This is a genomic window from Paenibacillus sp. FSL K6-1318 (assembly GCF_037976905.1).
In the GTDB taxonomy this organism is placed as follows: domain Bacteria; phylum Bacillota; class Bacilli; order Paenibacillales; family Paenibacillaceae; genus Paenibacillus; species Paenibacillus amylolyticus_A.
On the sequence record NZ_CP150270.1, the window covers coordinates 2,420,597 to 2,443,901 of the forward strand.

Sequence of the window (23,305 nt, forward strand, 5' to 3'; positions counted from 1 at the left end):
AATTGAAAAATAACCGTAAGGATGTGAAGCAACGTGAGTATTTTGATCGATAAAAATACAAAAGTCATTACGCAAGGCATTACGGGTTCAACGGGAATGTTCCACACGAAGGGCGCATTGGACTACGGAACCCAGATGGTAGGCGGAGTTACACCGGGTAAAGGCGGAACTAATGTGGAGATCACGCTGGAAGACGGTACAGTAGCCAGTCTGCCGGTGTTCAACACTGTGCAGGAAGCGAAGGAAGCTACAGGCGCAACAGCGAGCGTCATTTACGTTCCTCCGGCATTTGCGGCAGATTCCATTATGGAAGCTGTTGACGCAGAGCTGGACCTTGTGATCTGTATTACGGAAGGTATTCCGGTTCTTGACATGATCAAAGTTGACCGTTTCATGGAAGGTAAAGATACCGTCCTGATCGGACCGAACTGTCCAGGTGTTATTACACCAGGCGAATGTAAAATCGGTATCATGCCTGGTTATATCCACATGGCAGGGCACGTTGGCGTTGTTTCCCGTAGCGGAACACTCACGTATGAAGCCGTTCATCAACTGACGACGCGTGGCATTGGACAATCTTCTGCTGTAGGAATCGGGGGAGACCCTGTAAAAGGCTCCGAGTTCATTGATATTCTGAAACGGTTCAATGAAGATCCACAGACTCATGCGGTCATCATGATTGGTGAGATTGGTGGTACAGCTGAAGAGGATGCGGCAGATTGGGTACGTGAAAACATGACCAAACCGGTTGTTGGCTTTATCGGTGGCGTAACAGCGCCTCCAGGCAAACGGATGGGCCATGCTGGCGCTATTATCTCTGGCGGTAAAGGTACAGCCAAAGAGAAGATTGCGAAGCTGGAATCTTGTGGTATCAAAGTAGCACCAACGCCTGCTGAGATGGGCTCAACTTTGGTGAGTGTACTTGAAGAGCGTGGTATTTTGAATTTGTGCACGACACATTAATTCTTTTTCGTTATAATAGAAGAAACGGCTCGGAAATGATTTGTTTCTGGTAGACCGACTATTATGGATACGGAAAAGGTAAGCAACCTTTTGTCCTTAAACAGGGCGAAGGGTTGCTTTTTTGCGTTTTTTTACGGGAAAAGGGAGAGAAGTTACTCCTCATCTGCGTAAACGCTTGCATTCCGTGATCACATAACACACAATATGAGGGAAGAATCTCTTCCCGCTTCGGGAGGTTTATGGTATGGAAGAACGCTGGATCTTGTTTGGGTTGCATGAGATGGAGGGTATTGGCAAGAAAACAATCTCAAAACTAATTCTGGGACAACATCAATGGTCCGATCTTTTGAATTATGAGGAAGGTGACTGGACTAGTGCAGGCTTGCGCAAAGATCAGGCTGCCCGTTTGGCTAGTCAATTTAATTACGACTGGATTGAGCGTAAAAGAGAACGCGTTTACAATCAGGGGATAGAGGTTATTACTTATCTGGATCAGAATTATCCTATATTAATGAAGGAAACCGTTCAGCCTCCATGGGTAATGTATGGTCGAGGGGATATAAGTTTGCTACACAACCCATCCATTGCGATGGTCGGAACTCGTATGCCAACCGTGTATGGACGCAAAGTTGGTGAGAAGCTGGCAGAACAATTATGCAATGCAGGACTAACGATCGTAAGCGGGCTTGCCCGCGGTATTGATAGTGTATGTCATGAGGCCGTATTACGTGCTAAAGGAAAAACGATTGCCGTATTCGGAACCGGGATTGATAATATATATCCACCCGAAAACACAAGTCTTGCCGAGCGAATCGCGGAGACGGGGCTGCTTTTGTCGGAATATCCACCAGGTACGAGAGCGCGTCAAGGATTATTTCCGGAACGGAATCGAATCATTGCCGGTCTGACGCTGGGGACATTAGTCGTTGAGGCTGACATTCGCAGTGGTTCACTCATCACAGCAGATGCTGCTCTTGAAGCAGGCCGGGATGTATTTGCAGTTCCTGGACCCATCACATCGCCGAAGAGTCGGGGCGCTCACAATCTAATTCGTCAAGGAGCCAAATTGGTCACATGTGCAGCAGATGTTTTGGAAGAGTATCGTTTGGACTTGCCAAATGCAGAACAACTTCCTTACAATAGAGGACGTTCGGCAGAAACACCTGAGCCTTCCGGGCAAGGGATATTCGCTGAGGTTAAGCTCTCTCCAGATGAACAACGTGTGATTTATCTGTTGGAAAAGGAGGAGCAATCGTTGGATCAACTGGTTGAACAGCTAGGTTGGGATTTTGGACATTTGCATTCAGTTCTGTTATCTTTAATCATAAAAAAGCAGATTAGCCAATTACCAGGCACCAAATATGCGAGGGTATGACGATGCTACAACCTATGTAGCGTGTGGAAATATATAATTAGCTGAAGTTATTAACCTATGCATAAGCTTACAGAAACAGTTACATGACAGTTTCATGACTGAGAGGAGGATGAACCTATGGCGGATGCACTCGTAATCGTGGAGTCGCCCTCAAAGGCGAAGACGATAGGCAAATATTTAGGCAGCAAGTTCATCGTGAAAGCTTCGATGGGACATGTTCGCGATTTGCCAAAGAGTCAGATCGGCGTTGAGGTGGAGAATGATTTTAATCCGAAATATATTACGATCCGCGGCAAAGGTTCAATTTTGAAAGAACTGAAGGATGCACGAAAGAAAGTGAAAAAAGTGTATCTCGCAGCTGACCCGGATCGCGAAGGCGAGGCTATCGCATGGCATTTGGCCCATGCCCTTGAACTGGACGATACGGCAGATTGCCGGGTTGTATTTAATGAAATTACAAAACAGGCGGTCAAAGATGCGTTCAAAACCCCGCGTAAAATCAATATGGATTTGGTTAACGCGCAGCAGGCAAGACGTATTCTGGACCGGCTCGTTGGATATAAAATTAGTCCATTATTATGGAAAAAAGTTAAAAAAGGTTTGTCCGCAGGCCGGGTTCAGTCCGTGGCTGTTAAAATCATTTTAGATCGTGAAAATGAAATTGATGATTTTGAGCCGGAAGAATACTGGAGCATTACCGCCAAACTGACAGCAGACGGCAATCCGTTTGAAGCCAAGTTTCATAAACTGAACGGGGCCAAAACAGAGCTCGGCAGTGAAGCGGAAGTGCAAGCCATCCTGAAACAGATCGAAGGTGCAGACTTTACGATCAAGGAAGTCAAAGAGAAGGAACGGAGTCGGAACCCTTCCGCCCCGTTTACCACGAGTTCTTTGCAACAGGAAGCAGCACGTAAATTGAATTTCAGAGCTTCCAAGACGATGTCGGTCGCCCAACAACTATATGAAGGTGTAGACCTTGGAAAAGAAGGCACAGTAGGTCTCATCACGTATATGCGTACGGACTCCACACGGATTGCGGCATCTGCACAAGAAGAAGCCAAAGAATATATCGTTGGTAAGTATGGGGAGCCATTTGCACCAGAAACACCACGAAATTATTCCAAAAAAGCTGCTAATGCTCAGGATGCGCATGAAGCAATTCGTCCAACTTCAATTCTGCGTGATCCGGATTCAATCAAGTCATTTATGAGTCGTGATCAGTTCCGGTTGTATAAACTGGTTTGGGAACGTTTTGTAGCGAGCCAGATGTCTTCGGCTATCCTGGATACACTCTCTGTAGATATTGCTGCGGGGGATACGATTTTCCGTGCAGCAGGTTCGAAGGTGCGATTCCAAGGGTTCATGAAGGTGTATGTTGAAGGAAATGACGATGGTACAACCGAAGAGGATCGTCTGCTGCCTCCGTTGAAAAGTGGAGATGTGCTTGAGAAACAGGAAATTGAGCCAAAACAGCATTTTACACAACCACCACCACGATATACGGAGGCAAGGTTGGTTAAGACGCTTGAGGAATTGGGAATAGGGCGTCCGAGTACATATGCGCCAACACTGGAGACCATTCAGAAGCGCGGATATGTTGCGATTGAGGAAAAGAAATTCATGCCAACGGAGCTTGGCGAACTGGTCATCGAACAGATGGAAGAGTTTTTCCCGGAAATCCTGAATGTAGAGTTTACCGCGAACATGGAAGGTGATCTTGACCATGTGGAGGAAGGTTCCGAGGATTGGGTCAAAGTACTTGCTGAATTCTACGAATCTTTTGAGAAACGGCTTGAGTTTGCGGAAGAAGAAATGAAAGAAATCGAGATCGAAGACGAAGTATCGGATGAGATCTGTGAGAAGTGCGGCAAACCACTTGTTTATAAACTCGGACGTTTTGGCAAGTTTCTTGCTTGCTCTGGCTTCCCTGATTGCCGGAATACCAAACCGATTATCAAAGACATTGGCGTAACTTGTCCGAAGTGTAAGGAAGGCCATGTTGTTGAGCGTCGTAGCAAAAAGGGACGTATCTTCTACGGTTGTGACAAGTATCCTGAATGTGATTTTGTCTCATGGGACAGACCTTCAGCCAAACCATGTCCAAGTTGTGGATCGCTAATGATTGAAAAGCGGAACAAAAAGGGTGCCCGATTGCAGTGTACATCATGTGATCATCAGGAGCCGGTGGATGAACCGGATGACGAATCAGCGGATTAGTATATATGGGGGTAAATGATTTTGACGAATGAACAACAAGTAACCGTAATTGGTGCCGGGCTGGCAGGAACAGAAGCTGCCTGGCAGATCGCAAGTCGCGGCGTGCGCGTGAAATTATACGAGATGAGACCTGTGGTGAAAACGCCAGCTCATCATACAGATAAATTTGCAGAACTGGTGTGCAGTAACTCGCTGCGTGCGAATGGATTGACGAATGCAGTTGGCGTGTTGAAGGAAGAAATGAGAATGCTCAATTCTCTCGTATTGTCTGCGGCAGACAAGCATGCCGTTCCAGCAGGTGGAGCACTTGCTGTGGATCGTGATGGATTCTCAGGTGAGATTACGTCTACGTTGCATCAGCATCCACTCATCGAAGTGGTGAATGAAGAACTAACTTCCCTGCCGGAAGATGGCATCGTTGTTGTTGCAACGGGTCCCCTGACTTCACCGGCACTGTCTGAGCAAATCAAGGCACTTATGGGTGAGGAATATTTCTACTTCTATGATGCAGCAGCACCGATCATTGAAAAAGATTCAATTGATATGAACAAGGTGTACCTGGCCTCCCGTTATGATAAGGGTGAAGCGGCATATCTGAACTGTCCGATGACAGAAGAAGAGTTTGATGTCTTCTATGAAGCTCTCATTACTGCTGAGGTCGCTCAATTGAAAGAGTTTGAGAAAGAAATCTACTTTGAAGGCTGTATGCCAATCGAAGTGATGATGAAACGTGGAAAACAGACGGCTTTGTTTGGTCCTATGAAACCAGTAGGTCTGGTTAACCCGCACACGGGAGAGCTGCCACATGCGGTTGTTCAGCTTAGACAGGATAATGCAGCGGGAACGTTGTATAACCTGGTGGGCTTCCAGACACATCTGAAATGGGGAGAACAAAAACGTGTCTTCTCTCTCATACCTGGGCTTGAAAATGCAGAGTTTGTCCGTTATGGTGTAATGCACCGTAATACATTTATTAATTCTCCTAAACTGCTTCTTCCGACGTATCAGTTTAAAGAGCGTCCAAACCTGTTCTTTGCAGGTCAGATGACAGGTGTAGAAGGATATGTGGAGTCTGCTGCATCAGGGCTTATTGCCGGCATGAACGCAGCCAAAGCAGCTCTTGGACAGGAACTCGTAGTATTGCCGGTAGAAACAACGCTTGGCAGCATGGCTCAGTATATTACAACAGCTGACTTCAAGCACTTCCAGCCAATGAATGCAAACTTTGGTTTGTTGCCGAAGCTGGAAACGAAAATCCGTAACAAAAAGGAAAAAAATGAAGCTCTTGCACAGCGTGCCCTGGATGGTATCAACAGTTTTGCTGCGGCAGAAGGTCTAACCGTTCCGGAACGCGTATAAATTATTCGTGGGAGGAGGCTGATATCATGGATATGTCATTTCATGCTACAACGATCTGTGCTGTTCGTCATAATGGCAAGGCAGCAATCGCTGGTGATGGTCAGGTGACCATGGGCCAAAGCGTTGTGATGAAGAATACAGCCAAGAAGGTAAGACGATTGTACCGTGGACAGGTTGTTGCCGGGTTCGCTGGTTCTGTGGCGGATGCCATCACCCTGTTTGAGAAATTCGAAGGCAAGCTGGAGGAGCACCATGGTAACCTGCAGCGGGCTGCCGTAGAGCTTGCCAAGGATTGGCGTCAGGATCGAATCTTGCGTAAGCTTGAGGCATTGTTGATTGTAATGGACAAAACAGGTATGCTGCTCATTTCAGGTGGCGGCGAAATTATTGAGCCCGATGATGATGTTATTGCCATCGGATCAGGCGGGAACTTTGCCTTATCTGCTGCGCGTGCGTTGAAACGTCACGCTGTGAACCTGGAAGCGAAGGACATTGCGCGCGAATCGCTTCAGATTGCCTCTGAGCTTTGTGTGTACACGAACAGTAATATTATTGTAGAAGAGTTATAAGCCAAAGAAATCTCCCGTAGTGGAGCATGATTCTGTAATCTGCTCCAGGACGTCTAGGGGATTCTTTGTCCTTGTGAGGTAAGATAAATTCAGCATACTGGTAGGAGGGAAGCAATATGAATACTCAAGCGCTAACACCGAGACAGATTGTTGCAGAGCTTGACAAGTATATTGTAGGTCAAAAGAAAGCCAAAAAATCGGTAGCGGTAGCGCTTCGTAATCGTTATCGGCGTAGCCTTTTGCCTGAGCACACTCAGGATGACATTGTACCTAAAAATATCCTGATGATTGGACCTACCGGTGTGGGTAAAACGGAAATCGCCCGTCGCCTTGCTAAACTGGTGGGTGCGCCATTTGTAAAAGTGGAAGCTACCAAGTTCACCGAAGTGGGTTACGTTGGACGTGATGTTGAATCAATGGTGCGTGATCTGATTGAAACATCACTGCGGATGGTGAAACTGGAGCGGACTGAAAAAGTGAAGGACAAGGCTGAGGAAGCTGCCAATGAACGAATTGTACATATTTTGGCTCCCTCACAGTCGAAGTCCAAGAATCAGCGTAATCCCTTTGAAATGATCTTTGGCAATAATGGTAACAACGTTCAGGAACAGGATGAGCCAGAGCCGGATACGGGAGTTGCGGAGCGTCGACGCAAAATCAAGTTTGATCTGTTGTCCGGCAAGTTGGAGGATGACATCATTGAAATTGATGTAGAGGACACCGCTCCTAACATGATGGACATGTTTGCTGGTCAGGGTAATGATCAGATGGGTATGAACATGCAAGAGATGTTTGGCAGCTTGTTGCCTCGTCGTACGAAAAAACGTAAGCTCGCCATTAAAGAAGCGCGTAAAGTGTTGATCCAGGAAGAAGCAGGCAAATTGATTGATATGGATGATGTTACCCAAGAGTCCATTCGCCGGGCAGAGCAGACAGGTATCATTTTCATTGATGAAATCGACAAGGTCGCGAGTCAAGGACGCGGCAGCGGTCCGGATGTATCCCGTGAGGGAGTTCAACGGGACATTCTGCCTATCGTCGAAGGCTCAACGGTAATGACGAAGTATGGCCCTGTCAAAACGGATTATATTCTGTTTATGGCAGCTGGCGCATTCCACGTCGCTAAACCCTCTGATCTGATTCCCGAGCTTCAGGGACGCTTCCCGATTCGTGTGGAACTGAGCAGTCTTACACTGGAGGAGTTTGTATCCATTCTGACTGAGCCGCAAAATGCATTGACGAAGCAGTATGTTGATTTGCTGCGCACCGAAAATATTGAGATTGAGTTCTCGGATGATGCCATTCGTGAAATTGCCAAATTGGCTGAATCCGTCAATCAAAATACAGAAAATATAGGTGCCCGCCGCTTGCATACGATCTTGGAAAAGCTTTTGGAGGATTTATCCTTTGAGGCCCCTGAGCTTACATTGGAGCGTATGGTGATTACTCCGGAGTATGTACGTGAGAAATTGAATGACATTGCACTTGATCGTGATTTAAGTCAGTATATCCTGTAACATAGGTTTACCAATGTAGTTGTTAAAATGATTGTATCAATGAACGGCATGCACTGGAGAGAGTACTTACGGGATCGACGAAGGTCATTATTCCTTTATCGAATCGCAAGCTCTTCTTACCGGAGGCATGTCGTTTATTTTTGTTTATATCTACAGTATTACGATGCTATAACCGATAAAAGATGTGAGGTTGTTATAAGGATCGACAAAACCTAGGACTTGTGCCGCATGTATACCATGTTAAACCCTATCGGAGTGGTGGTTATTCTCTGTTTTTATATCCAGTGATTCCCATTATAAGAAGTTTCCTTATTCCAAGTCTGGTCATCGGTTTAGTTGCAAGAGTGGTAAATCTTGCGTAAATGCGCAAAAACAGAAATTGTAGAAAAGGTTGAAGCAAGCAATTGTTTTCTAGACATTAAAATATAAAGACCCTGCTTAATTGTTAAGAAAGTGTTGGGATGAAAAGACGTGAAATCTTAATTCGTGAAAGATAACTTGTCAATTGATTAATATACAGCTTAGTATGTATACCTACCATATAGTCTCTAAACCCTTAGTGTAACGGTAAAAAATTCTAACATTATCGAGTATGAAATATTCGGAAATCTACATAATTACGGGCGTTATACAGTCATGTCGAGACGCTAAAGGTTTTTTTTATTTTAAGAATGTTTAAGAACAATCAGGGAGAGTATTAACATACTTTTGATTTGGGCCTGAACATTTACGAAAAAATTCATAATTTGCAGAAAATACACAAAAAGGCCCGTCTTTCAGAAAAGATAGGGCTTTTTTCTTATTGTAATATATCCCAAACTCGAAGAAACTTATGTTATACGACAACATCAGAGTTAATTCTACTTAAGTCCTAGAAAACCGTGTAAAAGCGAATGTTTTTGTCGAAAAAACATAAGAATTTTCAAGGAAAAAGATTCAATCTTTTTCCATAACTTCTAAAGAGAGGAGGGAGATTGTGAATCTTTTAAACGATATTAGCTTTAAAAGATTGCAAGGTGCACTCGATGCGTCCAACATCAGACAACGAACGATTGCTGACAACATCGCGAATGCCGATACCCCGTATTTCAAGCGCTCGGACGTTTCTTTTGAAGAGATGTTGCAGGGGCAAATGAATGGAGATATGCCTGTTCTTAAAGGTAAAGTAACTGATGCAAGGCATTTTGTCATAGGTCCTTCCTCTTCCGTTCCAACGCCAGTAGTTAATATGGACCAGTCAACGTCCATGAATAACAACGAAAACAATGTCGATATAGACAGAGAAATGAGTCTTCTGGCGGAGAATCAGTTGCGTTACAACGCTTATATCCAGCAAGTGAACGAACAAATTAAAATCATGCGCGTTGGCGTGGAAGGGAGATAACCTAAATTGAACATTAGTAATAGTTTTAGTATCAGTGCATCAGCGCTGACGGCTCAACGCTTGCGGATGGACGTTATATCTTCCAACATTGCGAACGCAGAGACGACGCGCGCGAGCGTATCCAATGGTGAGGCGGTTCCTTACAAACGAAAAATGGTGGTGCTTGAACCAAATAAAACGTCTTTTGGTACCATGTTACAAAATCAGATGCGAGGCAACGGTTCAGGAGATGGCGTCAGAGTCACTGAGATTCGCGAAGATCAGTCACCACTCAAGCCTGTCTACGATCCTTCTCATCCAGATGCCAACGCAGAAGGATATGTATTTATGCCTAACGTGGATATTGCGAAAGAAATGGTCGACATGATCTCAGCTTCGCGTTCCTATGAGGCAAACGTAACAGCATTGAATTCAACTAAAGCGATGATTACTAAAGCTTTGGAGATTGGAAGATAATCTGCTTTGAACTGAAAACAAGAAATATATAAACCAGTCATGAAGGGGAGGGACCATTAATGATTCAGAACAACATGTTTAGCACACAGGGGATACAGCCGCTACAGATGAAGAGCGCAACCGAAAGCAAGCCTTCTACACCAGCCGAAACCATTCAGAGCTTCGGTACATACTTACAGAACGCATTAGGCTCTGTCGCTGCACAGGAGACTCAATCGCATGAAATGTCGAATCAATTTTTAGTAGGGAATGCGAATGTGGATCAAGTGATGATCGCTTCAGAACAGGCCCTGTTAAGCCTACAACTCACCACTCAAGTCCGAAACAAAGTGGTCGAAGCATACCAGGAAATTATGCGAACGCAATTATAAAATAATCTACTTGCGCTCAGGCAATAGCGCTGATCATTACAACAAGCAGCTGCGATGCTGCTCCTGATCGTAGACCTATGGAACGGCTAGGGCTGCGTAAGGACAGACTAAGCAAAGTTTCGGATGGGGTGACAGAGTGAATGAGAGAATCGCCCAGTACAGGGATAAGGCATCCCAGTATTGGAATAGTTTTAGCAAAAAGCAAAAAGTATTATTTATATCCACCTTCCTGTTTCTGATTTTGGCTGCAGTTGTACTCACGATGCAATTGTCCAAGACCGAATATGAAGTTGCGTTCACAGACTTGAATGCAAGTGATTCAGCAGGCGTTATCAGTTATCTAGATTCATCTAGTATTCCATACAAATTAAGTTCGGATGGCAAGACGATATCCGTGCCAAGCACGAGTGTTGCGATTGCAAAAGTGAATGTCGGATCTCAAGGGATTATTCAGAATGGTTCATTGGGATATAAGTCATTCGAGGAATCATCATCCCCGATCGGGATGACGGATAAAGAGTTTGATGTAAAGTACAACAATGCTTTAAATGGAGAAGTTGAACAGTTGCTTCAACGGATGCAAGGGATACAGGACGCCAAAGTGCTGGTCAATATGCCGAAAGATAACATCTTTGCTGGTTTAGAAGAACAGGATAAAGCATCAGCGTCGGTAGCTCTCCAATTTAAACCAGGTTATCACCCAAATCAGGCAGCGGTAGATGGATACTTTAACTTGGTTAAGACCGCAATTCCTAATCTGCCTATTGAGAACATTACGATTACCAATACGGATGAAGCAGAACTGATTCCAACTGCCCGAGGTGGTAGTGGCGGGTTGTCTTCTGAAGTTCAAGAAAACATGGCATTACAGAAGAAGTTTGAAAACGATGTTCGTAATAACGTGAAGCAATTTCTTTCTCAAATTGTAGGCGAAGACAAGGTCAATGTTTTAGTAGTCTCCAGGCTTAATTTTGACAAAGAAACACGTAAAGAAAATCTGGTTCAACCTGTAGATGTAGAGAATATGAAAGGCATCGAGATCAGTGTGCAGGAGATTCAGAAGAGCTATACTGGTGCAAGCAACCCAACTGGTGGCGTTGCTGGTACAGGGCAAGAGGAAGTTCCAGGTTATCCATCATCTGATGCGACAGGGAACTCCACCTCGGAAGAATCATCAAGCACTATAAACTACGATGTTAATCGCATTGCCAAGGATATTATTTCCAGTCCTTACACTGTAAAAGATTTAACCATTAACGTTGCAGTTGAACCACCAAATGGAGAAACAGAATTACAGGGACCCGTTCAGGACGCAATTGAGAACATTTTGGTTAACATTGTTCGCGCTTCATTGGCAGACTCAGGTACCGTAATAAGTGACGCCGATCTGACAAAGAAAGTTTCAGTCATGTCACAAGGGTTCCAGACTGCCTCCGCAGACAATACGGGCTTCCAGCTATCCTCAACGATGATGTGGGGCGGAGGCGCACTTATAGCAGCATTGATCGCAGCGGTTGTTATTTTGTTAGTACGCCGTCGCCGCAAACAAAACGAAGAAGAAGAAGAAGAGATTCCTCTTCCAATAGCAACAGAGTTCCCGTCCATTACGCTGGACAGTGTAACGAACGAAAGTCAGGTGCGCAAACAATTGGAGAGTTTGGCCAAGAAAAAGCCAGACGAATTCGTCAATCTGCTGCGTACATGGCTGGCTGACGAATAGAGGTGAACGCATTGGCAAAGGCAAGCAGTCAAGGGCTGACTGGCAGACAAAAAGCAGCAATATTGTTGATTACATTAGGTCCGGAAGTTTCGGCACAGATATTCAAACATCTGCGTGATGAGGAAATCGAGCAACTCACGTTGGAGATTGCCAACGTTCGCAAAGTTGATTCTTCCGAAAAGGACATGATCATGGCCGAGTTTCACCAGATCTGTCTGGCGCAGGAATATATCTCTCAGGGCGGTATCAATTATGCGAGAGAAATCTTGGAGAAAGCTTTGGGTTCTTCCAAAGCACTTGAAGTTATTAATCGTTTGACAGCTACGTTGCAGGTCAGACCGTTTGACTTTGCACGCAAAGCAGATCCCAATCAGATTTTGAACTTTATTCAGAATGAAAGTCCGCAAACGATCGCGCTGGTTCTGTCTTATCTTCAGTTCGAACAGGCTGCAGCGATTCTGTCATCTTTGCCGCAAGAGAAGCAGGCAGATGTCGCTCGCCGCGTTGCAGTTATGGACAGTACTTCGCCAGAAGTTATCTCTCAAGTGGAGCGGGTTCTGGAACAAAAGCTATCTTCTACCGTGACGCAGGATTACACGAATGCGGGTGGTATCGAATCAATCGTTCAGATTCTGAACGGAGTGGATCGTGGTACAGAGCGTACCATTTTGGACTCTCTCGAAATTCAGGATCCAGAGCTTGCTGAGGAGATCAAAAAACGCATGTTTGTATTCGAAGATATCGTCAATGTGGATGATCGTTCGATTCAGCGTATTATTCGAGATATCGACAACGCAGATCTACAACTCGCACTCAAAGTGGCAAGCGAAGAAGTTCGGGATGCCGTGTTCCGGAATATGTCGAAACGGATGTCCGAGACATTCAAAGAAGAGATGGAGTTCATGGGACCTGTGCGGTTGCGTGATGTTGAGGAAGCTCAAACACGCATTGTAGGAACGATACGCAGATTGGAAGAAGCCGGTGAGATCATTATCGCACGCGGTGGAGGAGATGATATCATTGTCTAATTTGATTAAATCTTTCCAGTATGTACCTGTTGATGACCGCAAAAGACTTGAAAATCATCATCATTATGGTGGTACTGAGGAGTCTGAAACGGAGTTAAATGGTGAAAGTGCTGAAGGTTCTGAAGCAGAAACGCTTCAAGCACGCGTGGACGAAGAAACACAACGTCTTACCGCAGAGATGCTGGAAGATGCCAAGGAGTTTGCAGAAAAGCAAGTACGTGAAGCTTCAGAAGAAGCAGAGCGCATGCTTCAAGAAGCCCGTGAACAGATCGATACCTGGTGGCAGGAACAAAGACAACAGGATGAACATCTGACCGAAGCACTTCGTTCACAAGGTTTCCAACAGGGTTTTGAAGAAGGCAAAGTACAGGCTGAACTGGATCTCCAGGTGCAGATCGAAAAGATGATGAAGGAAGCTCAGGAAGTGCTTCAGGAGGCTTATGTAGCAAAAGATCAGATTATTCAGGAAGCCGAACCATTTCTTGTTGATCTCGCTTGCGGGATTGCTGAGAAAGTCATTGATAAACAACTTACCGTTGAACCCGATCACACCTTGGAACTGATTCGTCAGAGTTTGTCACGTAAACGGGAACAGGGCTTGATCACACTGTGTGTGGCTCCTGATCAATTTACATTTGTGCAGGCAGCTCGTGAAGAATTGTCTCTGTCCATTGATTCTCAGGCAGAATTGCAGATTTTGCCCGATTCGACGGTCAAAGATAAGGGATGTGTCATCCGTTCTTCGTTTGGAAGTGTAGATGCGAGAATTGACACACAACTTGCTGAGATAAAGAAAGAACTGGTCCGCATAGCACTTGAGGATGAGGAGCGAAAAAATCAACATGAAGGTTCTTAGTTCACAGCGATATATGGAACATTTGCGGCAATTTGATCCCGTGCGCATTAACGGCAAGGTTACTCAGGTCATTGGTCTTATGGTTGAGTCCGAAGGGCCGGATGCAAGTATCGGTGATGTATGTTACATCTACCCTGGTAAGTCGGCCAAGCCTCTCCAGGCTGAAGTCGTTGGGTTTCGTGATAACAAAGTGCTGCTTATGCCACTGGGTGAACTGCAATCCATAGGTCCTGGTTGCGATGTAGTGGGTACGGGTAAACCACTCGGCGTTCAGGTAGGCTCTGAATTGCTCGGTAAAGTCCTGGACGGACTTGGACAACCGCTCGACGGTTCCCTCCTTCCATCCAGAATGCCGATGTACTCTACATCCAATACACCGGTCAATCCAATGGATCGTCCACGTGTACTTGAAACGATGGGTGTTGGTGTAAGAGCTATCGATGGATTGTTGACCGTAGGTAAGGGACAGCGTGTAGGTATATTTGCCGGTTCAGGTGTTGGTAAGAGTACATTGATGGGCATGATTGCCCGTAATACAGCGGCGGATGTCAATGTTATCGCGCTTGTAGGTGAGCGTGGACGTGAGGTACGCGATTTTATTGAACGGGATTTGGGTCCGGAAGGACTGGAACGCTCCGTAGTCATTGTTGCAACATCAGATCAACCTGCCCTGATTCGGATCAAGGGAGCGGTTATTGCAACCACCATTGCAGAGTATTTCCGGGACCGTGGAATGAATGTGATGCTGATGATGGACTCGGTTACCCGATATGCGATGGCTCAAAGGGAAGTTGGTTTGGCCGTAGGTGAACCTCCGGCAATGAGAGGATATACTCCATCGGTATTTGCAAGTTTGCCCAAACTGCTTGAACGGGCGGGTACAGGGCCTACGGGCTCGATTACAGCCTTTTACACTGTTCTGGTTGATGGGGATGACATGAACGAACCGATCGCGGATGCGGTGAGGGGTATCTTGGATGGCCACATTGTGTTAAACCGGTCCATTGCGAATAAAGGTCATTTTCCTGCGATCGATGTGTTGGCCAGCATAAGTCGTGTCATGAAGGATATTGCCCCGGAAGAGCAGCTGGAAGCCGTCAATAATATGAAACGTTTGATGGCTGTCTACAAAGAGTCAGAAGATTTGATCAATATTGGAGCTTACCAGCGGGGATCAAATGCAGCGATAGACGAATCGATAGATCAGATTGATAGCATATGGAACTTTACAAAGCAGAAAGTCGACGAGAAAGTCACCTTAAGTGAAGTGCAGGAACGTTTGATTCTTGAATTTGCAAGGAGATGAATGGGTAAACGATGAAATTTCGATATCATTTCCAGAAAGTTGTTGACCTGAAGAGTAATGAGAAAACACAGGCAGAGTGGATGTTATCCACAGCGATCGGTAAACTTCAGACGGAAGAAGAGCATCTGATACAACTTCTGAACGATAGAAGTAATCTGGTGGGGATAATCCAATCTGCTACGGAAAATACAGCGTCTGTAAACAGTCTGCAGGAAATGCAGCGTTATGTACATCACCTTGACGAGTGCATTTCACGCAAAAACAGTGATGTTAAACATGCTCAGGTCAATGTGCAACGGAATCAGACCTTTCTAAACGGTAAGATGATTGACGAAAAAGTATGGCTTGGAGCGAGAGACAAGGCGAAAATCAAATTTCAGCAGGAGATGCTCCTCCGGGAACAGAACGATCTGGACGAGATGGCTACTGTACGCTTCGCTGCCAAAGCCGGACGCGCGAATTGATGTGAGCCGGACGCGAAGTTGTCTCGCGAAGGAGGAATGAACGATGGCTGTTAAAGACGATAGCGACATGGAAAAAGAGTCGGGAGGCGGTTGGGAAAAATTTCTCATGATTTCAATCCCAATTGTATTCACCGTAGTATTGCTAGGCGTATTGCTTACGCTTTTTAATGTAGATATTCGTAACAATTTGTTTGAATTTGCCAACAAAATTCCGGTAGTTAAGGAATGGGTACCTGATCCTGTGCTGGATCCTGAGAAAGAGAAGCTGGAGAAGAGCGAGCAGCAAGTTGAAAGTGCTGAAGCGACAATCGAAAAGCTGAAGTCCCAAGTAACCGCCAAAGAAACAGAGCTCAAGGCAGCACAGGAAGCGACAACAACTGAAGCGAAGAAAGCGACGGACCTTCAGAAGAAGTTGGATGATGCAGAAAAAGCTGCTGAAACCGCTACGGCGGCAACACCGGAAACGGAATCCGATTATCAAAAGCAAATAAAAGATTTAGCTAAAATGTATGCTGATATGAGCCCAAGCAAAGCTGCACCGATTTTGCAAAATATGACGAATGAGGAAATGGTACTTTTGTTGAATGCCATGCAATCATCTGCTCGGACCAAGGTGCTTGAAAAGATGGACCCGAAAACAGCCGCCGATGTCACCATGATGATGAAGGATGCCAAACCGTCCGGAGATCTGGCACTGGATGCACTGCAATCCAGATTGAAGAAAGAAACCGAAGCAACATCAACTGCAGCAACAACGACGAGCAAAAACCTGGATAAAAACCAGCTGAGTCAAACATTTGCTTCGATGTCTGCTTCAAGTGGTGCCAAGCTTCTATTGGAAACATACAAGTTAAGTCCTGATAAAACATTGACGATCCTGAATTCAGTAGACGATGCGACACGCTCTCAATTGCTTGAAAACATGTCTTCTGAGGATTCGGTAGAAACTGCAAAGATTTTGAACAGATTAATGGGTAACAAGTAGTTCTGATTAAACTGATGGAACCGAGAGGAGGTGAAAATAAATGTCGATCGTGTATCAAATGACATCCACAGCATCTGCAAAAACCGCAGGAACTGGTCAGACGACTGGAGCACAATCAAAAGGTTCAGCTGCAGGTGCTGTTAGTGGTGAATTTCTGCAAACTCTTGCACAGTCATTATCCGGAGGATCTACAGAAGGTGATAGCTCAAGCGCTACTGGAAGCTTAACAGCTAATCCATTGGTATTTTCCTTTGCCTCAAGTGAAGACGGGGAAGCGACCTCAATCACAGATATACTGAATTCGTTGTTCGCGGATTTGGAATCTCTTGACGAAGCTTTGGAAAATGATCCAACGCTACTTGCAGGCTTGCAGACTCTAATTCAACAGATGTATACACAACTAAATGATGCTTCTGGTACTAATGCAGAAGGTTCTGACGAGTCTTCGGATGGAGCTGGCAGTGCCAATACAGTACCTGCAATTGAACTCTCACAGCATCCGGCAGCAGTACGTTTTGTTTTGCAGGATATGCTTACACAATTAGTAGCTGCGATGAATGAACCAGAGAGTACTGTTGCGAAGAACGCTCCCGAATTCAAGCATCTGCTACAATCTCTGCAGAGTCAGCTTCAAGAGACTGGAGTGGATACCACTAGCAACAAAGGATGGACTGAACTGAAATCCATACTGGATACATTGGCTGCAGTTAAGGATCAGGCTGTACAAGTGGCTCCAACGACTTCACTTCAAGCGACCAAACAGGATTCAGTTGTACCACAAGTTCTTGTTGCGGCAGCGGCTAATTCTGGAATTCAGGTGAAAGGTGACACGGAGGCGACATCTGCTTTAAATGCAGGTGCAGAAGTGGATCACTCAACCATCATTACTGCAGGAGAGCTATCGTTGCGTACATCAGGTACAACAGCAGGAAAACCGGCTGAACCTGTAATGCAAACATCACAGTTTGCCAAAGAAATGACACAGTTTGTTGTCAGCAAGCTGGATATTGTACAGCAAAAAGGATTTTCCGAGGCGACCATCTCACTTCGTCCTGAGCATCTAGGAAAGCTGGATGTACAGATTACTTTGCAAAACGGGCAATTGGTTGCACGGTTTATGACAGAACATACGATGGCCAAAGACATGCTTGAACAACAAATGATGCAGCTCCGTTCTTCACTCCAAGCTCAGGGGATTCAAGTAGAACGACTTGAGGTTACGCAGAACAGTTCAATCGGATCACAGATGTATCAGGATGGAGGCCGTCAGCCGGGAAGTAACTCTCAGCAACAGCGTCGTTCACGTGAGCGTGAGGAACAATCGGATGATGCTATAGCTACAGCAGGTATTCAAGAAGAATTGCGTAATTGGCGTAGCGAGCAAGTCGAAGGAAACGAATTACAAAGAGATACGTTTAGTGCAAAGGCTTAAACAGAAATGAGGTGAGCAAATGGCTAATGAAATTGTTTCAACCAATAATACCTGGCCGAACTATTCGGCAGCTAATAAAGCAACCACAAGCGCTGCAACAAAAGAATTGGGCAAAGATCAGTTTCTAAAAATCCTGATTACCCAGCTGCAAAACCAAGACCCGATGCAGCCGATGGAGGATAAGGAATTTATCGCTCAAATGGCACAGTTCAGTTCAGTGGAACAATTGGTCAATATTTCGACTCAACTTAAAACATTGAACCAGTCACTTGGTGCTGTATCCGGCATGATTGGCATGGAGGTAAGTTGGCTTTCTTCTAATAAAGAGGATAATGGAACTCTTCGACAGGGTATCGTGGATTCCATCATTGTAAGAGATAGCGTTCAATACGCGAAAGTGGGCAATGACGAGATTAAGCTGGATGAGATTATTCAGGTGAATTATCCAAAACAGGTAGAAGAGAATCAAACTCCGGTAGAGAACGTTCAGAATGTAACTCCTGAATCGAACGAGAGCCAGGAAGCTGAATCAGCTGTTGAAACGGGTGATACAGAAGATAGCGGTAAGACGATATGAGTGATCGCATAACGGTTGGACAATTATATGCAGGCCCGATTACTCCGAATATGCTTCAAAGACCCAAAACGGGAGAAGCCTCGGCTGTACCCGAAAAGCCTTTTGCGAAGGTCCTGGAAGATAATCTTCTAAAGTTGAGCAATCATGCTGCCAAGCGATTGGAACAGCGTGGTATTGAACTTAAAACGGAGCAAATGGAACAGATTGGTTCTGCTTTGGACAAAGCTGCTGCCAAGGGAGCCAAAGAGTCATTGATTTTGATGCAGGATATGGCTTTTATCGTCAATGTCAAAAATCGTACAGTGGTTACCGCTATGGATAGTGAAAGCATGAAGGATAATGTGTTCACTCAAATTGATAGTGCCGTAATCATTTCTTGACCGGCTGGCCCTTCTCGGGAGCCGGAATGCCGCTGACCGACTGATGCGGTAACCAAATGAAGACTGGGAGGATTTTTAAAAAATGTTGAAATCAATGTACTCAGGCGTTTCCGGGATGCGGGGTTTCCAAACAAAACTCGACGTAATTGGTAACAATATTGCGAACGTAAACACGGTTGGCTTCAAAGGCAGTCGGGTTATGTTCAAGGATATTATGAGCCAAACTACGGCAGGGGTAACTGCCCCTGGCGATGCATCTGGTGGTGTCAATGCGAAACAAATCGGTCTTGGTGTAACAGTAGGTTCAATTGATACGCTACATCTGGCAGGTAGCCCCATGACAACCAATAATCCAACAGATCTTCGGATTAATGGAGATGGATTCTTCCTTGTACGTTTGAGTGAAGATCAGGAAGTACCTTACCTGACTCGGGCGGGTGATTTCCATGTGGATGCTGCGCGTAACCTTTTGACATCGGATGGATTGTTTGTTCTGGATAACGGTGGTGGAAATATTACTATTCCAGACGACGTCGTTTCCTTCACCATTGGTCAGGATGGAACGATTAACCAGACCATGGCAGACGGAACCATCGAAGCGGGTCCGCAGATTGGAATAGGTAAAGTTGTCAATCCTGAAGGTCTTGAGAAAATTGGGGGCAACTTGTACCGTATGACAGCGAACGCGAATCCGGATGGGGTACTTGAACCATTGACAGCGAACAGTGCTGAGGACGGAACAGGAGCAATCATTGCTGGACAGCTCGAAATGTCTAATGTGGATCTGACTGGAGAGTTTACTGAAATGATCGTAGCTCAGCGTGGATTCCAGGCAAACTCACGGATCATTACAACGTCGGATGAAATACTTCAGGAAGTTGTTAACCTGAAACGTTAATAGCTGATGGTGATTTTTAAAATGTGGAGGAGCTTGCTCCTCCCACTCTGATCGAGGGGGCTTAGCATGATTTCGGTTACGCGGTTAAATGGTTCTCCCATGTGGTTAAATGCGCTGATGGTTGAGATTGTGGAAGAGACGCCGGACACGTATATTACTCTGGTAACTGGAAAGAGACTGATTGTGCTTGAGAAAGCCGATGAAGTTATTTCCAAAATTAAAGATTACAACCGTGAAATCGGGGTTCAGGCAGCCACTATCAAAGTGCAGCAAACGGAGGAATCCTGATGAAAAAGATGATGCCCTGGCTTGCAACAATGTTGCTGGCAATAACACTCATTGTGGTGGTTGTGTTTGTATTTATGCAAGGACAGAATGGGACTAAGAATGACACACATACTGCTGCAGCTTCTGAAGCCAAGAGGATGACTGCGGATGAGATTGTAGAAGTTTCCTCAGAGCTTGGAGAAATTAAAACCAACTTGGCTGATACAGATCATGTTGTAGTTGTCAGCTTCTCATTCAAGTTGTCAGACAAAACAGCCAAAGAAGATTTTGAGAAAATTAAAGAAATTACAGTGAAGCCTATTATCATTCAGACATTTGCGGATACCAAGTCTGAGGAGCTGGCTACAGCGAAGGGCCGAGTACAATTTAATGAGAGATTAACTGGACTCATTAATGAAGCTTTACCTGAAGGTAAGTTGAGCAGCACTAGTTTTTCAGCTTTTGTGATGGCGCCGATGTAAATGAACAGAACACGCTGTAGACCTGTAAGGGGGTGAGAACATGGTGGATGTATTATCACAAAATGAGATTGACGCCCTATTAGCAGCCCTTTCTTCTGGTGAAATGGACGCAGAAGAATTGAAGAAGGAAGAAACTCAGAAGAAAATTAGATCGTATGATTTTAAGCGGGCAGTACGTTTTTCCAAAGACCATATTCGAAGCTTGACTCGTATTCACGAAAACTTTGCACGCTTTCTCACCACTTATTTTTCAGCCCAGCTGCGGACGTTCGTTCAAATCAATGTCGTTCAGGTCGAACAGTTGCCTTATGATGAGTTTATCCGTTCTATTCCTAAGATGACGATATTGAACATTTTTGAAGCGGAGCCACTACAGGGAAGAATGGTGATGGAAGTTCATCCGAACGTGGGATATGCGATGTTGGATCGCCTGCTTGGTGGAACCGGAAGTGCTCCGACCAAGATCGCATCGATGACGGAGATTGAGACGACTATCATGGAGCGGATATTCAGCCGTGCATTTGAAAGTTTGCAGGAAGCATGGAAGACCGTGTTGGATATTTCCCCAAGGATGGAAGCGCTGGAGACCAATCCGCAATTTATGCAGATTGTATCTCCCAATGAGACCATTGCTCTGATCTCGCTCAGTACCAAAATTGGTGACACGACAGGCATGATCAATCTATGTATTCCGCATGTCGTTCTTGAACCTATTATGTCACGGTTGTCAACTCATCAGTGGTTTGTTTCAGAGAAGAAAACGAGAGCGCCGGAAGAATATGAAGCTCTAAGAGAACGTGTGAACAAAGCCAAATTACCCATCGTTGCGGAATTGGGAGAATCCAGAATTTCAATTGCAGAATTTTTGGGCCTGTCCGTTGGGGATGTCATTACGTTGAACAAACCAGTTGATGAGGGACTTTCCATTAAAGTGGGTGACAAACTGAAATACATGGGCAGTCCGGGAACAATCAAAGACCGTGTGGCTGTGCAAATAGACGAGATTGTCACCGAAGGAGTTGAAGAATTTGACGAGTAAGGATTATTTATCCCAAGAAGAAATCGATGCTTTGCTCAGGCAATCGGAATCGATAAACAGTTCGGAACCTGCTGAGAAGACGGTTGATGATTTTTTGACCGAGCTGGAGCAGGATGCCTTGGGGGAGATTGGCAACATCACATTTGGTAGCGCGGCAACAGCTTTGTCCACGCTATTGGGCCTAAAAGTAGATATTACAACACCTAAGGTTTCCATCATTAGTCGAACACAGTTTGAAGAAGCTTTTCCTAAACCGCATGTTGCCGTTCATGTGAATTACGTGGATGGATTCGAAGGCATTAACTCGCTTGTCATCAAGAAGAGAGATGCTCAAGTCATCGCTGATTTGATGTTGGGTGGCGAAGGAAATCCGGCAGATGAAGAACTGAATGAAATCCATATTAGTGCCGTACAGGAAGCGATGAACCAAATGATGGGTTCCTCTGCTACTTCTATGTCCACGATCTTTAACCGTTTTGTGAATATTTCCCCACCGGGAATCGATATTCTCAATTTGGAGAGTGGTGAGGGCGTAAGTAACCTTCCAGAAGATGAGACGCTGATTCAAGTTTCATTTCGTCTGTTAATCGGAGATCTGATTGATTCCAATCTGATGCAGTTGCTTCCAGTACATTTTGCCAAAAACATGGTAGACATGCTAATTGGAGGCGCTCAGGAGTCAACTGCAAGCGCACCGGTGGCATCAACACCTGAACCTGCACCAGCAGCTGTACCAGCAACGCCACCACCCGTTGCGGAGCAACCACCCGTTCAGCACCAACAGGCTCCACAACAGCCTGCTCAGGACTACAACGGGTATGGACAAGCTCCAATGGGCATGCCGCAAGGAATGCCGCCACAGCAGCCGTATGGCATGCCGCCGCAGCAACCTTATGGTGCACCTCAACATTACGGTGGAATGCCAAATAGGAATGTTAACGTACAGCCAGTTCAATTCGCCAATTTGCAAAATGGGGCGTATGGTCAGGTAGACGAAAACAATTTGAATTTATTGATGGACATTCCCCTTAAAGTCACCGTAGAATTAGGAAGGACCCAGAAGCAAATTAAAGATATTTTGGAACTGTCACAGGGTTCGATTGTCGAACTGGATAAGTTAGCCGGTGAACCTGTCGATATTTTGGTGAATAACAAACTGATCGCCAAGGGAGAAGTTGTTGTTATTGACGAAAACTTTGGTGTTCGTGTTATAGATATCGTTAGCCAATGGGACCGAATTCAGAAATTACAATAAGCACAATTTAGGGAGGACTTGAATCAAGATGGCAAACCGAATTTTAGTCGTAGACGACGCTGCATTTATGAGAATGATGATCCGGGACATTTTGTCCAAAAATGGATATGAGGTTGTTGGTGAGGCACAGGATGGCTCACAAGCAATTGAGAAATTTAAAGAGCTTCGTCCGGATCTGATCACAATGGATATCACGATGCCTGAGATGGATGGAATTGCAGCTTTAAAAGAAATCAAGAAGATTGATGCTAACGCAAAAGTGATTATGTGCTCTGCGATGGGTCAACAAGCGATGGTAATCGACGCTATTCAAGCAGGTGCCAAAGATTTCATCGTTAAACCTTTCCAATCTGACCGGGTTATCGAAGCAATTAGCAAGACACTGGGCGTTTAAGAGACATGATG

At 45.2% G+C, this 23,305-nt stretch carries 24 protein-coding genes; all 24 read left to right on the top strand.

Annotated elements, in window-relative coordinates:
• Positions 1-33 precede the first annotated feature (33 nt).
• Entirely contained in the window at positions 34-963 is a 930-nt protein-coding gene (gene sucD, locus NYE45_RS10805; protein ID WP_340016644.1) for a succinate--CoA ligase subunit alpha, read from the top strand.
• Positions 964-1,207: 244 nt separating this feature from the next.
• Positions 1,208-2,338, top strand: coding sequence for a DNA-processing protein DprA (gene dprA / locus NYE45_RS10810; protein ID WP_340016645.1), 1,131 nt, complete (start codon positions 1,208-1,210; stop codon positions 2,336-2,338).
• A 117-nt stretch (positions 2,339-2,455) separates the two neighbouring features.
• Positions 2,456-4,555, top strand: a complete 2,100-nt coding sequence (topA, locus tag NYE45_RS10815) for a type I DNA topoisomerase (protein WP_062833784.1) — start codon at positions 2,456-2,458, stop codon at positions 4,553-4,555.
• A 21-nt stretch (positions 4,556-4,576) separates the two neighbouring features.
• Positions 4,577-5,914, top strand: coding sequence for an FADH(2)-oxidizing methylenetetrahydrofolate--tRNA-(uracil(54)-C(5))-methyltransferase TrmFO (trmFO, locus tag NYE45_RS10820; RefSeq protein WP_340016646.1), 1,338 nt, complete (start codon positions 4,577-4,579; stop codon positions 5,912-5,914).
• Positions 5,915-5,940: 26 nt separating this feature from the next.
• Positions 5,941-6,483 carry an ATP-dependent protease subunit HslV gene (gene hslV / locus NYE45_RS10825; protein WP_062833786.1) on the top strand — a complete coding sequence of 181 codons (543 nt, stop codon included), beginning with the start codon at positions 5,941-5,943 and terminating at the stop codon, positions 6,481-6,483.
• A gap of 116 nt (positions 6,484-6,599) precedes the next feature.
• Complete coding sequence (hslU, locus tag NYE45_RS10830) at positions 6,600-8,000, top strand: ATP-dependent protease ATPase subunit HslU (protein ID WP_062833787.1); 1,401 nt, start codon at positions 6,600-6,602, stop codon at positions 7,998-8,000.
• 976 nt (positions 8,001-8,976) lie between these two features.
• On the top strand, positions 8,977-9,384 hold the full coding sequence (gene flgB / locus NYE45_RS10835; protein ID WP_036670359.1) for a flagellar basal body rod protein FlgB: 408 nt from the start codon (positions 8,977-8,979) through the stop codon (positions 9,382-9,384).
• Positions 9,385-9,390: 6 nt separating this feature from the next.
• The gene (gene flgC / locus NYE45_RS10840) at positions 9,391-9,840 is read left to right on the top strand and encodes a flagellar basal body rod protein FlgC (protein WP_062833788.1); all 450 of its coding nucleotides are present in this window, start codon (positions 9,391-9,393) and stop codon (positions 9,838-9,840) included.
• Positions 9,841-9,899: 59 nt separating this feature from the next.
• The gene (fliE, locus tag NYE45_RS10845; protein WP_340016647.1) at positions 9,900-10,211 is read left to right on the top strand and encodes a flagellar hook-basal body complex protein FliE; all 312 of its coding nucleotides are present in this window, start codon (positions 9,900-9,902) and stop codon (positions 10,209-10,211) included.
• Positions 10,212-10,347: 136 nt separating this feature from the next.
• A complete protein-coding gene (gene fliF, locus NYE45_RS10850) occupies positions 10,348-11,931 on the top strand; it encodes a flagellar basal-body MS-ring/collar protein FliF (RefSeq protein WP_340016648.1) in 1,584 nt (527 codons plus the stop codon).
• 11 nt (positions 11,932-11,942) lie between these two features.
• Positions 11,943-12,959 (top strand): flagellar motor switch protein FliG, encoded by a 1,017-nt coding sequence (gene fliG / locus NYE45_RS10855; RefSeq protein WP_047842476.1) that lies wholly within the window; start codon positions 11,943-11,945, stop codon positions 12,957-12,959.
• Positions 12,952-13,815, top strand: coding sequence for a FliH/SctL family protein (locus tag NYE45_RS10860; RefSeq protein WP_340016649.1), 864 nt, complete (start codon positions 12,952-12,954; stop codon positions 13,813-13,815). The genes fliG and NYE45_RS10860 overlap by 8 nt, the downstream gene beginning before the upstream one ends.
• Positions 13,802-15,121, top strand: coding sequence for a flagellar protein export ATPase FliI (gene fliI, locus NYE45_RS10865; protein ID WP_036609365.1), 1,320 nt, complete (start codon positions 13,802-13,804; stop codon positions 15,119-15,121). Before NYE45_RS10860 ends, fliI begins: the two co-directional genes overlap by 14 nt.
• An 11-nt stretch (positions 15,122-15,132) precedes the next feature.
• Positions 15,133-15,585, top strand: a complete 453-nt coding sequence (gene fliJ, locus NYE45_RS10870) for a flagellar export protein FliJ (protein WP_062833792.1) — start codon at positions 15,133-15,135, stop codon at positions 15,583-15,585.
• 43 nt (positions 15,586-15,628) lie between these two features.
• Entirely contained in the window at positions 15,629-16,570 is a 942-nt protein-coding gene (locus tag NYE45_RS10875) for a DUF4088 family protein (protein ID WP_062833793.1), read from the top strand.
• A gap of 40 nt (positions 16,571-16,610) precedes the next feature.
• On the top strand, positions 16,611-18,002 hold the full coding sequence (locus tag NYE45_RS10880) for a flagellar hook-length control protein FliK (RefSeq protein WP_340016651.1): 1,392 nt from the start codon (positions 16,611-16,613) through the stop codon (positions 18,000-18,002).
• Positions 18,003-18,021: 19 nt separating this feature from the next.
• Complete coding sequence (locus tag NYE45_RS10885) at positions 18,022-18,579, top strand: flagellar hook capping FlgD N-terminal domain-containing protein (RefSeq protein ID WP_340016652.1); 558 nt, start codon at positions 18,022-18,024, stop codon at positions 18,577-18,579.
• Positions 18,576-18,959, top strand: coding sequence for a TIGR02530 family flagellar biosynthesis protein (locus tag NYE45_RS10890; RefSeq protein ID WP_145146928.1), 384 nt, complete (start codon positions 18,576-18,578; stop codon positions 18,957-18,959). The genes NYE45_RS10885 and NYE45_RS10890 overlap by 4 nt, the downstream gene beginning before the upstream one ends.
• A gap of 82 nt (positions 18,960-19,041) precedes the next feature.
• Complete coding sequence (gene flgG, locus NYE45_RS10895) at positions 19,042-19,857, top strand: flagellar basal body rod protein FlgG (RefSeq protein ID WP_340016653.1); 816 nt, start codon at positions 19,042-19,044, stop codon at positions 19,855-19,857.
• Positions 19,858-19,923: 66 nt separating this feature from the next.
• Complete coding sequence (locus NYE45_RS10900) at positions 19,924-20,145, top strand: flagellar FlbD family protein (protein ID WP_024630220.1); 222 nt, start codon at positions 19,924-19,926, stop codon at positions 20,143-20,145.
• The gene (locus NYE45_RS10905; RefSeq protein ID WP_340016654.1) at positions 20,145-20,606 is read left to right on the top strand and encodes a flagellar basal body-associated FliL family protein; all 462 of its coding nucleotides are present in this window, start codon (positions 20,145-20,147) and stop codon (positions 20,604-20,606) included. The genes NYE45_RS10900 and NYE45_RS10905 overlap by 1 nt, the downstream gene beginning before the upstream one ends.
• Positions 20,607-20,646: 40 nt before the next feature.
• Entirely contained in the window at positions 20,647-21,645 is a 999-nt protein-coding gene (fliM, locus tag NYE45_RS10910) for a flagellar motor switch protein FliM (protein WP_076330671.1), read from the top strand.
• Positions 21,635-22,900 carry a flagellar motor switch phosphatase FliY gene (gene fliY, locus NYE45_RS10915; protein WP_340016655.1) on the top strand — a complete coding sequence of 422 codons (1,266 nt, stop codon included), beginning with the start codon at positions 21,635-21,637 and terminating at the stop codon, positions 22,898-22,900. Before fliM ends, fliY begins: the two co-directional genes overlap by 11 nt.
• Positions 22,901-22,928: 28 nt before the next feature.
• Entirely contained in the window at positions 22,929-23,294 is a 366-nt protein-coding gene (locus tag NYE45_RS10920; RefSeq protein ID WP_017689175.1) for a response regulator, read from the top strand.
• Positions 23,295-23,305 lie beyond the last annotated feature (11 nt).